This is a genomic window from Halomonas sp. BC04 (assembly GCF_000568385.1).
On sequence record NZ_AZQX01000352.1, the window covers coordinates 24,748 to 36,382 of the forward strand.

The window sequence follows — 11,635 nt, forward strand, 5'->3', positions numbered from 1 at the left end:
CCCAACCACGACTCTGCAGCACAGCGCGCCGGCTTTTGCCGGCGCGTCGCGTTTTCCCGTGGTCATATCTCTGCATGCTTTCTGTATTCTTGATGTGCATCAAGGCGAATGTCCGGCCCCTGTGTCACACCTAAAGGGTGCCTGTCCCATGGGCGCAGAGAGTCCACAGAGGAGTGACCATGCCAGACATGATGAAAGCGGCAATCTTCGTCGAGCCGGGGCGCATCGAGATCGATGACAAGCCGATTCCGGAGGTCGGTCCCAACGACGCCCTTGTCCGTGTCACTACCACCACCATCTGCGGTACCGATGTCCATATCCTCAAGGGCGAATACCCGGTGGAAAAGGGCCTCACCATTGGCCATGAGCCGTGGGGGTGATCGAAAAACTGGGCGCCAACGTTCAGGGCTACCAGGAAGGGCAACGGGTGATCGCCGGGGCGATATGCCCCAGCTTCACCTCCTATGCCTGCCAGGATGGCTGTAGCGCCCAGGATGGCGGCCACCACAGCCATGGCTACAAGCCCATGGGTGGCTGGCGCTTCGGTAACACCATCGATGGCGCCCAGGCGGAGTACCTGCTGGTACCGGACGCCCAGGCCAACCTCTCGCCGGTGCCGGATGGCCTCACCGACGAGCAGGTGCTGATGTGCCCCGACATCATGTCCACCGGCTTTGCCGGGGCCGAGTCGGCCGGCATCAAGATTGGCGATACGGTGGCGATATTTGCCCAGGGGCCTATCGGCCTGTGCGCCACCGCCGGGGCCCGGCTGCGCGGGGCCGGCTTGATCATTGCCGTGGATGGCGTCGATGAGCGACTCGAGATGTCGCGCCAGATGGGCGCCGATATCACTCTCGATTTTCGCAAGGTCGATGTGGTGTCGGAAATCCTCAAGCTCACCGGCGGCCGCGGTGTGGACGCCTCCATCGAGGCGCTCGGATTGCAGTCCACCTTCGAGTCGGCGCTGCGGGTACTCAAGCCGGGCGGCACGCTCTCGAGCCTGGGTGTCTATTCCGGCGACCTGACCATCCCGTTGGATGCCTTCTGTGCCGGGCTCGGCGATCACAAGATCATCACCTCGCTCTGTCCCGGCGGCAAGGAGCGCATGCGCCGCCTGATGCAGGTGATCGAGTCAGGGCGAATCGACCTGGGGCCCATGGTGACCCATCGCTATCAGCTGGAGCAGATCACCGAGGCCTACGATCTCTTTTCCCATCAGCGCGACGGCGTACTGAAGGTGGCCATTCAGGCGAGTTGAGGGCGGCGAACGTTGAAACGACATACGGAGCTTTTCTCTCAGGGTGCTAACCTAGTTCAACGGTATTGAACGGTCATTCAATGATCATCCTGCCGTCATGAATTAGCGCGATACTTGAATTGGCGCATCGCGAGGCAGGTGGCATCGTTGCCCACCGGTCTCGCTACCCTTGTGTCAGAGCCCTCATGGAGAGACCCGTCATGTCGTTCACTCGTCGCCGTTTCCTGCAAGGTACCCTGGCCGCTGGCGCGGTCGCTACCGTGCCCTCGTTCTACATCAACAAGGTGCTGGCCCAGGATCAGACCCTGCGTATCTACGCCTGGGCGGGCTATTTCACCGATGAAATGCTGGCCGACTTCACCGAGAAGACCGGCATACGCGCCACCTTCACGCCCTATGGCACCAACGATGAGCTGATGAACTCGTTGCGGGCCAGCGACGGCAGCGGCTTCGACGTGATCATGCCCACGGTGGACCGGGTGCCGGGCTATCTCGACTATGACCTGGTACAGCCGCTGGACGAGTCGCGGATCAACTGGAATGGTGCCCTGGACAGCGCCATCGAGGGCTCCCGGGTGGGTGGCGTGGTGAATGGCAAGCGCTACTTTGCCCCCAGCGACTGGGGCACCGAGGCCATTACCTGGCATCGCCGCTTCGCGACGTGGATCGCGCCAACCTCAGCTATGCCGATTTGTGGAATCCCGATCATGGCCAGGGCGTGACCGTCCGCGGCCACTCGGCCCTGGTGGGCATCGGCCTGTGGCTGGAGCGTGAGGGCCGGCTGCCGTTCCCGATGCTCGACTCCTACAAGTCGGAAGAGGCGATGCGCGCCAACTTCGACGTCATCGTCGAAGAGGCGGCCAAGCACAAGCACATGCTGGCCCAGTTCTGGGATACCGAGAACGAGGCCCAGGCCGCTTTTCGTACCAACGGCGCCATCATCGGCCAGACCTGGGACTCCACCGCATTTCGCCTGCAGCAGGAGGGCGAGGACATCGCCTACGGCGCACCGAAGGAAGGGGCGCTTGCCTGGATGGAGGGCTTCGTCATTCCCAAGAACGCCCAGAATCCCGATGCCGTCTACGAACTGATCAACTGGTACTACACCCCCGAAGCCGGCGCCATGTTCGTCAAGGCCACGGGCTACAACTCCACCTCCAAAGGTGCCACCGAGTTGCTGCCCGAGGAGACGCGCCAGTTCTTCACCGACTCCTACACCGATGAGGACCTGGCCAATCTCTGGTGGTGGCCGATTCAGGAGCCCTGGTACGTGGCGCTGCGCAACGAATACCAGGATCGTTACCTCTCGGCATAAGAGCCCCCCAAGCATAGCGGTACGAAATAGCTTGGCCGGCACTGCTTCCTGCAGGCCCGGCCAGGCTATTCGCATGCTGCCTGGCGGAGCAGCCCTCTGCCTCGGACTGGGTGTCCGCCTGATCATGACCCTGGTCCAAGACCAGGAATTCGGCCCAGACTTCGCAGACTTAGGAGAGGTAAATGGACGGAAGCGTCCGGTTGGACAAGGTGGTGATGCGCTTCGGCGACTTCACCGCCATCGAGCAGACATCGCTTACCATCGGCTCGGGGGAGTTCTTCAGCTTTCTCGGCCCGTCGGGGTGTGGCAAGACGACCCTGCTCAATATCGTCAGTGGCTTCCTCGTGCCCAGCCAGGGGCAGGTGTTCATCGGTGAAGAGCCCGTTGCCGGCGTCCCGGTAAACCGTCGCCCCACGGCGATGATTTTCCAGAACCTGGCGCTCTTTCCGCTGATGACGGTATTCGAGAACATCGAGTTCGGCCTTGAGGTCCGCGGTGTCGGCAAGAAGCAGCGCCGTGATACGTCCGAGCGGCTGCTGGCGCTGGTCGCCCTCGAGGGCAGCGGTCCCAAGCAGGTGACGGAACTCTCCGGCGGCCAGAAGCAGCGGGTGGCCATTGCCCGGGCGCTGGCGGTGGAACCCAGGGTATTGCTGCTCGACGAGCCTCTCTCGGCGCTGGACCTGAAGCTGCGCCAGCATATGCGGGCCGAGCTCAAGACCATCCAGCGCAAGACCGGTATCACCTTCATCTATATCACCCATGACCAGGGTGAGGCGCTGACCATGTCCGATCGGGTGGCGGTCATGTCCGCAGGTCGGATTCAGCAGGTGGCCGATCCCATGACCCTCTATCGCAGCCCGGCGACCGGCTTCGTGGCGGCCTTTGTCGGCGAGAACAATAGGCTGGAGAGCCGCCTGGTCGACCGCGAGGGTCAGCGGGTGCGCCTCGACGGCGGCGCCCTGGGCGAACTCGCCGGCAGCGCGGGGGAGGGCGTGAGCCTGGGCAATGGCGACCGGGTGGCGCTCTACGTGCGTCCAGAGCATCTCAAGCCGGTGGCCGCCGATGCGACCGGGCCCAGGCTCGAGGGTGAAATCGAGGCGGTGCATTTCGAAGGCGCCTCGGTGATGCTGGAGACGCGCCTTACGGCCTCCGGCGAGAGGCTGCGGGTCCAGCTTGGCCATGAGGTCTCGCGCCAGTATGCGGACTCGCTCATCGTGGGCCAGCGGATGACGTTCGGCTATGACCCGGCGGATGCGGTGGTGCTGCCCGAGGACGGCAGCGCCGTGGTCGACGAGACCACCGGCGAGATGGTGGAAAAGCGTGCCGCGGCGGGAGGCGCTCATGTTTCGTCAGCTTAGCGCCCGATTCGGTGGGCCGCTGGCGGTCGCCATCCTTACGCTGCTGGGCATCTGGCTGATCGTCATGGTGACCCTGCCGCAGCTGCAGATGATCGACTATTCGCTGCGGCCCAATCTGCTGCCGGCCCAGATCGGCGGGCCGGAGGATCGGTTAACCGTCGCCAACTATGCGACGCTGTTCAACAACGACATCCACCGTGCCATCTTCTTCAAGACTCTCTGGTCCAGCGTGCTGGTCACGGTGTTGACGCTGATCGTCAGCTACCCGCTGGCCTGGTACCTGGCCAAGGTGGCCACCCCGCGCCAGGCGGCGCTCTGCATCCTGCTGCTGATCATTCCCTTCTGGATCAACGAAATCCTGCGCACCTACTCCTGGTTCATCATCCTGGCATTTCGCGGGCCGCTCAACGAGGTCTTGTTGATGCTGGGCCTCATCGACCGCCCTATCCGCTTTCTCAGCGGTGACGCCGGGGTCATGGTGGGCATGGTCTACGCCTACATCCTGTTCATGGTCTTCCCGGTCTACAACGCCATCGAGAGCCTCGAAGACAACCAGGTACGGGCGGCGCGGGACCTGGGGGCGGGCACCGTGCGCACCCACCGGCGCATCGTCATCCCCCATGCCAAGCCGGGTATCGCCACCGGCTGCATCATGACCTTCATGCTCGCCGCCGGCAGCTACGCGGTGCCGGCGCTGCTGGGTTCGCCCGGCAGCCGCTGGTTCACCCAGATCATCTACAACTGGTTCTTCGAGGGGGGCAACTGGAACCAGGGGGCGGCCTACGCCTTCCTGCTGCTGGTGCTCTGCATCGGCTTCATGTCGCTGGTAATGAAGGTATTCAAGGTGGGTCTGGGGGATATTGCAAAATGAGGGAAGCTCCGCATAAATGTCTGCACGAACGAATCGCTGTGTTGCGCGGTGCGCGGAATCCTCACATATACCCCATATGCTCCGGTTCCTTTGCTCCGTGCGCCTTGCGCTTCATTTCGTTCGCCTATTTCTACGGCACTTCCGGTGTGAAAATATGAGTTCACAGCGTTTGCTGGCCTTCGGCCTGCGCTTCTATGTGGTGGTCTTCTTCGCCTACCTGTTCCTGCCCTTGCTGATCATGGCGGCGGCCACCTTCAACGACAGCCGCTTTCCCACGGTGACGCCCTGGGATGGCACCACGCTGCGCTGGTTCGGTGAGTTGGCCGCCGATGGCGGCATGTGGCAGGCGCTGGCCAACAGCGCGATCGTGGCCGTCGGCGTACTCTGCCTGGCGGTGCCCATCGGCATCGCCACGGCGCTGTTCCTCAACACGGTGTCGAGCCGCGCCAAGCCGTTCCTGTATGCGCTGATCCTCTCGCCGCTGCTGACGCCCGGCGTGATCATCGGCATCTCGACGCTGATCTTCTGGCGCCAGTTCGGGGTGAGCGGGGGCATCTTCCTCACCGTGCTGGGGCAAGCGACCTTCATCGCCGCCTACGTGATGCTGATGGTCACCGCCCGCCTGCAGCGCTTCGACCGCACCATGGAACGGGCGGCGCTGGACCTGGGGGCGAGCCAGTGGCAGATGTTCCGGCGAATCCTGCTGCCCTACCTCAAGCCGGCGATACTCTCGGCGGGGGTGATCGCCTTCCTGCAGTCCTTCGAGAACTACAACACCACCCTGTTCGTGGTCGGCTATGACACCACCCTGACCGTCTATATCGCCTCCAAGGTGCGTACCGGGCTAACCCCGGCGGTCAATGCCCTGGGCTTGATCCTGATCCTGGTCACGGTGGTGCTGGCCATCGCCTACGAGGTGAAGCGTCGGCGCGAAGAGGCCGCCAGGAATCGGATGCGCGCTTCCGGCTAGGCCGTCGACCAGACGCTCTCCAGCACCTCCAGTGCTGCCGCAATGGCGGGTTCCTCGCCGCGCTGGCGCTGCCAGATGAAGTTCAGCGAGCAGGGCAGGCGTACCCCTTCGACGACCACCAGGCCCCGCTCCTGACGCTCGGCCATGGCCAGGGCGTCACGAGCGAGACTGAGCCCCACCCCGGCCCGCACCAGGTCGAGCATGCACGCCTCCTGGTCCACCTGGGCCACGCCGTTGGGGACAAGCCCCTGCGGTTCCATCACACTCTGCAACAGGCGGTGATGGACGGATTCCTGCGGGGTCACGATCCACGGCAGGGCGGCCAGGCTCGCCCAGTCGGTGCGTATCAGCCGCCCGCTCCAGCCCGCGGGGGCGATCACATGGTAGTGGAAGTGAGTGAGCTCGCGGTGCGCCACCTCCTGCGCCGCTTCATCAGTCCCCTGGCCCGGCCCCTCGCCTGGTGGCGCCAGATAGAAGCCCACATCCAGTTCTCCGCGCCGGATCCAGTTCAGTACGCTGCCGCTCATGCCGTGCTGTAGTTCTGTCTCGAGCTGGGGGGCGCGACCTACCAGGCGGTGCAGGAAGGCGCCCAGCCGGATGAATTCCGGGTCGACGATGGTGCCGATCTTCAGCCGTCCGCGCAGTGTGCTGTGCAGTGCTTGGGCGCTCTGTTCGAAGGCGGCCATGGCGGCCAGGGTTCTTTCGGCGGCCGGCAGCAGGGCGTAGCCATCGGCGGTCAGCTTCAAGCCCTGGGGGCGGCGCTGGAACAGCGCCAGCCCGAGGCCTTCCTGCAGTTGCTTGAGCTTGAGGCTGACCGCCGGCTGGCTCAGGTGGAGCTTCTCAGCGGCGCGGGACACGCTGCCTTCCCGTGCCACGGCGATGAAGGCGCGAAGGGTCTGCAGGTCCTGCATGGTGTGCTCCCGGAAGGAGAAGGACAAAGGAAGGGCGAGGAGGTGAGGCTCCAGGCATTATAAGCAAAGCTTATATTCTGGTTATGAATTACTCAATTGATTGACGCATCTGCCGCGCTACTCTATAGCCAGCACCGAGTAACCGGTACAGATTTCCTGGCAGGACGCATCGAACAGAGGCAACCATTATGACAACGACCAATATCGATCACTATATCAATGGCCAGCGTGCCGCGGCCGAGTCCACCCAGCGCCAGGCGGTGACCAACCCCGCCAGCGGCCAGGTGACCGGTCAGGTGGCCCTGGCCGGGCCGGCCGATGTCGATGGCGCTGTCGAGGCGGCGAAGGCCGCCTTTCCGGCCTGGGCCGATACCCCGCCGATTCGCCGCGCCCGTGTGATGTTTCGCTTTCTGGAGCTGCTCAACGCACACAAGGATGAGCTGGCCCGGGCGATCACCGCCGAACATGGCAAGGTCTTCACCGACGCCCAGGGTGAAGTGGCCCGGGGCATCGACATCGTCGAGTTCGCCTGCGGCATTCCGCAGTTGCTCAAGGGCGATTACACCGAGCAGGTCGGCACCGGCATCGACAACTGGACGATGCGCCAGCCGCTGGGCGTGGTCGCCGGCATCACCCCGTTCAATTTCCCGGTGATGGTGCCGATGTGGATGTTCCCGCTGGCCATCGCCGCGGGTAACACCTTTATCCTCAAGCCGAGCCCGCTGGACCCCAGTCCCTCGCTGTTGATTGCCGACCTGCTCAAGCAGGCGGGGCTGCCGGATGGCGTGTTCAACGTGGTTCAGGGCGACAAGGCCTCCGTCGAGGCCCTGATCGAACACCCGGACGTCAAGGCGCTCTCCTTCGTCGGCTCCACCCCCATCGCCAACCTGATCTACGAGCGCGGTGCGCATCACGGCAAGCGCGTCCAGGCCCTGGGCGGRGCCAAGAACCACATGGTGGTGATGCCCGATGCGGATATGGACAAGGCCGTCGACGCCCTGATCGGTGCCGCCTACGGCAGCGCCGGCGAGCGCTGCATGGCGATCAGCGTGGCGGTGCTGGTGGGCGACGTGGCCGACCAGATCGTGCCGCGGCTGGCCGAGCGGGCGAAGTCGCTCAAGGTCAAGAACGGCATGGAGCTCGATGCCGAGATGGGGCCCATCGTCACCGCTCAGGCACACCAGCGCATCACCGGCTACATCGACAAGGGCGTTGCCGAAGGCGCCGAACTGGTGGTTGACGGCCGTGACTTCGACAGCGCCACGACCGGCGAGGGCTGCGCCGAAGGCTTCTGGATGGGCGGTTCGCTGTTCGACCACGTCACCCCGGAGATGACCATCTACCGCGAGGAGATATTCGGCCCGGTGCTGGCCTGCGTGCGGGTGCCCGATATCGCCACCGCGATCCAGCTGATCAACGACCACGAGTTCGGCAATGGCGTGAGCTGCTTCACCGAGAGCGGCAGCGTGGCGCGTGAGTTCGGCCGCCGTATCCAGGTGGGCATGGTGGGCATCAACGTGCCGATCCCGGTACCCATGGCCTGGCACGGCTTCGGCGGCTGGAAGCGCTCGATGTTCGGCGACACCCACGCCTACGGCGAGGAGGGCGTGCGCTTCTACACCAAGCAGAAGTCGATCATGCAGCGCTGGTCCGACTCGATCAACGCCGGCGCCGAGTTCGCCATGCCGACTCATAAGTGAGACCTGCTGACAGATTGCGGTATTCGCAAGGCTTCAGTGAGAGGCGCCGAGGGGAGACCGAAGAGGAGGTCATTTGCCAGGGAAGGCAAATGTAGCGCCCAGGGATGGGTTCACAGCGCCTCCTCGCAGGTCTTCCCCTCGGATCAGCCTCGAACGGGCATCAACTACCGTACATAAGGGAGGCTTTGCTGTTGGCTCAGGCGCCGGCGGCATGTCGAGAGAGAGAGCACGCCATGGCAGATCATGAATTCGACTATATCGTGGTAGGCGCCGGCACCGCCGGCTGCCTGCTGGCCAACCGGCTCAGCGCCGACCCCAACAACCGGGTGCTGCTGATCGAGGCCGGGGGGCGCGACAACTACCACTGGGTGCACATCCCGGTGGGCTACCTCTACTGCATCAACAACCCGCGCACCGACTGGTGCTTTCGCACCGAGCCCGACAAGGGACTCAACGGCCGTTCGCTGATCTTTCCCCGTGGCAAGACCCTGGGCGGCTGCTCCAGCATCAACGGCATGCTCTACATGCGCGGCCAGGCTCGCGACTACGACGGCTGGGCCGAGCTGGTGGGCGACGACGCCTGGCGCTGGGAGAACTGCCTGCCGGACTTCATGAAGCACGAGCACCACTACCGCCTCGACGAGGGAGGCGATGTGGATGCCGCGCACCGAGACTACCATGGCCATGGTGGCGAATGGCGGGTGGAGAAGCAGCGCCTCAAGTGGGAAGTGCTGGACGACTTCGCCGAAGCGGCGGTGCAGGCCGGCATCCCGCGCACCCGGGACTTCAACCGTGGTGACAACGAGGGTGTCGACTACTTCGAGGTCAACCAGCGCAGCGGTTGGCGCTGGAACGCGGCCAAGGCCTTTCTGCGCCCGGTGTGCACGAAGCGCGGTAACTTCTTCCTCTGGCACTCTACCCAGGTGCACCGGCTGCTGTTCGAGCAGGGCGAGGACGGCAAGCCCCGAGCCACCGGCGTCGAGATCGAGCGTGACGGCGTCGTCAGCCAGGTGAGGGCGACCCGTGAAGTGATCCTGGCCGCCGGCGCCATCGGCTCGCCGCAATTGCTTCAGCTCTCGGGCATCGGGTCGGCCTCGCTGCTGGCCGAGCACGATATACCCCTGGTGCATGAGCTGCCCGGCGTGGGGGAAAACCTGCAGGACCACCTGCAGATCCGCTCGGTGTATAAGGTCACCGGGGCCAAGACCCTCAACACCCTGGCGGCCTCCTGGCTGGGCAAGGCGAAGATCGGCATGGAGTACCTGCTCAAGCGCACTGGCCCCATGAGCATGGCGCCTTCCCAGCTCTGCGCCTTCACCCGCAGCAGCGACGAGTATGAGCATCCCAATATCGAATACCACGTCCAGCCGCTGAGCCTGGAGGCCTTCGGCCAGCCGTTGCACGATTATCCGGCGATCACCGCCAGCGTGTGCAACATCAACCCCACCAGTCGCGGCAGCGTACGCATCAAGAGCCGCGACCCGCGCCATGCCCCGGCCATCGCGCCCAACTACCTTAGCACCGAGGAGGATCGCAAGGTGGCGGCGGACTCGCTGCGGGTCACACGGCGCATTGCCGAGCAGCCGGCCTTTGCCAAGTACCGCCCCGAGGAGGTCAAGCCGGGGCTCGAGTACCAGACGGACGACGAGCTGGCGCGGCTGGCCGGGGACATCGGCACCACCATCTTCCATCCGGTGGGCACGGCGAAGATGGGGCGCGACGATGACCCCATGGCGGTGGTGGACTCGCACCTGCGGGTGCGCGGCGTCGAAGGGTTGCGGGTGGTGGATGCCAGCGTCATGCCGACCATCACCAGCGGCAACACCAATTCGCCGACCCTCATGATCGCCGAGAAGGCGGCGGGCTGGATCCTGGCGGAGCGGCCGTGAGGCCGCTGCGCCATTTTTCGCCCCTTTTCATGCTTTGGATGAAATAGTGTTTGACGCGGGACTGGCAAAGGGGCATCCTTGGCGCCAGTTGGTTAGCAAGTGGAACATCGCAAGTGGTCATCGAAGGCTCATAGCGTCGATCTCCCGGTGAAAGTTTCTTGTTTTACCCAGCATAACTCGGGTATTTCCCGGTAACATCTAACGCTATTCGAGGAATTCGATAATGGCTACTGGTACAGTCAAGTGGTTCAACGACACTAAAGGTTTTGGTTTCATTTCTCCGGACGAAGGCGGCGACGACCTGTTCGCACACTTCTCCGAGATCCAGGTTGACGGCTTCAAGACCCTGCAAGACGGCCAGAAGGTTTCCTTCGACGTCACCCAGGGCAAGAAAGGCCTTCAGGCTTCCAACATCAAGTCTGTCGACTAATCGACTGACATGATGTGCGCTACCGTCAGGTAGCACAGGTTAGGGCTCGCTTCGGCGGGCCCTTTCTGCGTCCGGCATTCGAAAAATTAGCATTTGACGTTTGCTTGTGCAGGGGCCAAGCTGGTTCGAGTTGGTAGCAAGACGAACATCGCAAGTGGTCATCGAAGGCTCGTAGCATCGATTTCCCGGTGAAAGTTTCTTGTCTTACCCACTGCAACTCGGGTATTTCCCGGTCAATCAAAACGCTATTCGAGGACATTCGACAATGGCTACTGGTACTGTCAAGTGGTTCAACGACACCAAGGGCTTCGGCTTCATTTCTCCGGACGACAGCGGTGACGACCTGTTCGCCCACTTCTCCGAGATTCAGGCTGACGGCTTCAAGACCCTGCAGGACGGCCAGAAGGTTTCCTTCGACGTCACCCAGGGCAAGAAAGGCCTCCAGGCTTCCAACATCAAGGTCGTCGACTGAGTCTAACCGACCCGGTTTGATCTGATGTTTGCTGCCACCGGCAGCGCTGAGCAGGGCCCGCGAAAGCGGGCCCTGCTTGTTTGTGGGATATCTCATCATTATATTCTATAATCGAATAATCAAATCTCCACAAAGATCTTTATGGAATAAGAGTCGGTAGGCACAATGGGCCTTTATTCTCGTTGATGGAATACCCCAATGCCCTTGGACGCCTGGATCGCACTCAGTGTCGTCATCGCCGTATTTCCGCTGATGGCCTTCACGCGGATCGGGCCCGACATGGTGCTGCTTGGCGCCCTGGTTCTGCTGCTGACGCTGGGGGTCATCGATGGCGGCGAGGCGCTGGCCGGCTTTTCCAACAGCGGCCTGTTCACCGTGGCCTTTCTCTATGTGCTGGTGGCGAGCATTCGCGACACCGGTGGCATCGACCTGATCATTCGCTTCGTGCTGGGGCGCCCGCG

At 63.3% G+C, this 11,635-nt stretch carries 12 protein-coding genes and 1 pseudogene; 12 read left to right on the top strand and 1 reads right to left on the bottom strand.

From position 1 onward, the window contains the following. Positions 1-191: 191 nt before the first annotated feature. From Q427_RS34730 to Q427_RS23745, 7 genes and pseudogenes are all read left to right on the top strand, one after another. Positions 192-559, top strand: a pseudogene (locus tag Q427_RS34730) (alcohol dehydrogenase catalytic domain-containing protein); the annotation flags it as partial. Positions 560-661: 102 nt separating this feature from the next. Further along, entirely contained in the window at positions 662-1,258 is a 597-nt protein-coding gene (locus tag Q427_RS34735; RefSeq protein WP_231613886.1) for a zinc-binding dehydrogenase, read from the top strand. A 200-nt stretch (positions 1,259-1,458) separates the two neighbouring features. Further along, positions 1,459-1,980 (top strand): extracellular solute-binding protein, encoded by a 522-nt coding sequence (locus tag Q427_RS34740; protein ID WP_231613884.1) that lies wholly within the window; start codon positions 1,459-1,461, stop codon positions 1,978-1,980. Continuing rightward, the gene (locus Q427_RS34745) at positions 1,920-2,573 is read left to right on the top strand and encodes an extracellular solute-binding protein (protein WP_231613885.1); all 654 of its coding nucleotides are present in this window, start codon (positions 1,920-1,922) and stop codon (positions 2,571-2,573) included. The genes Q427_RS34740 and Q427_RS34745 overlap by 61 nt, the downstream gene beginning before the upstream one ends. A gap of 182 nt (positions 2,574-2,755) precedes the next feature. Beyond that, complete coding sequence (locus Q427_RS23735) at positions 2,756-3,931, top strand: ABC transporter ATP-binding protein (protein WP_043517735.1); 1,176 nt, start codon at positions 2,756-2,758, stop codon at positions 3,929-3,931. After that, positions 3,915-4,802, top strand: a complete 888-nt coding sequence (locus Q427_RS23740; protein ID WP_043517737.1) for an ABC transporter permease — start codon at positions 3,915-3,917, stop codon at positions 4,800-4,802. The genes Q427_RS23735 and Q427_RS23740 overlap by 17 nt, the downstream gene beginning before the upstream one ends. A 154-nt stretch (positions 4,803-4,956) precedes the next feature. Beyond that, positions 4,957-5,772, top strand: coding sequence for an ABC transporter permease (locus Q427_RS23745; protein WP_043517738.1), 816 nt, complete (start codon positions 4,957-4,959; stop codon positions 5,770-5,772). On the opposite strand, the gene Q427_RS23750 is transcribed toward Q427_RS23745, so the two are convergent. Next, entirely contained in the window at positions 5,769-6,683 is a 915-nt protein-coding gene (locus tag Q427_RS23750; protein ID WP_043517739.1) for a LysR family transcriptional regulator, read from the bottom strand. The genes Q427_RS23745 and Q427_RS23750 overlap by 4 nt on opposite strands. Positions 6,684-6,871: 188 nt before the next feature. On the opposite strand from Q427_RS23750, the gene Q427_RS23755 reads away from it, so the two are divergent. From Q427_RS23755 to Q427_RS23775, 5 genes are all read left to right on the top strand, one after another. Further along, positions 6,872-8,383, top strand: a complete 1,512-nt coding sequence (locus Q427_RS23755) for a CoA-acylating methylmalonate-semialdehyde dehydrogenase (RefSeq protein ID WP_043517741.1) — start codon at positions 6,872-6,874, stop codon at positions 8,381-8,383. 233 nt (positions 8,384-8,616) lie between these two features. Continuing rightward, on the top strand, positions 8,617-10,272 hold the full coding sequence (locus Q427_RS23760; RefSeq protein WP_043517743.1) for a GMC family oxidoreductase: 1,656 nt from the start codon (positions 8,617-8,619) through the stop codon (positions 10,270-10,272). Positions 10,273-10,495: 223 nt separating this feature from the next. Continuing rightward, on the top strand, positions 10,496-10,702 hold the full coding sequence (locus tag Q427_RS23765) for a cold-shock protein (RefSeq protein WP_043517745.1): 207 nt from the start codon (positions 10,496-10,498) through the stop codon (positions 10,700-10,702). Positions 10,703-10,967: 265 nt separating this feature from the next. After that, positions 10,968-11,174 carry a cold-shock protein gene (locus tag Q427_RS23770; protein ID WP_043517747.1) on the top strand — a complete coding sequence of 69 codons (207 nt, stop codon included), beginning with the start codon at positions 10,968-10,970 and terminating at the stop codon, positions 11,172-11,174. A 198-nt stretch (positions 11,175-11,372) separates the two neighbouring features. Next, a partial coding sequence (locus Q427_RS23775; RefSeq protein ID WP_043517748.1) for an SLC13 family permease occupies positions 11,373-11,635 on the top strand: 263 nt, incomplete at its 3' end.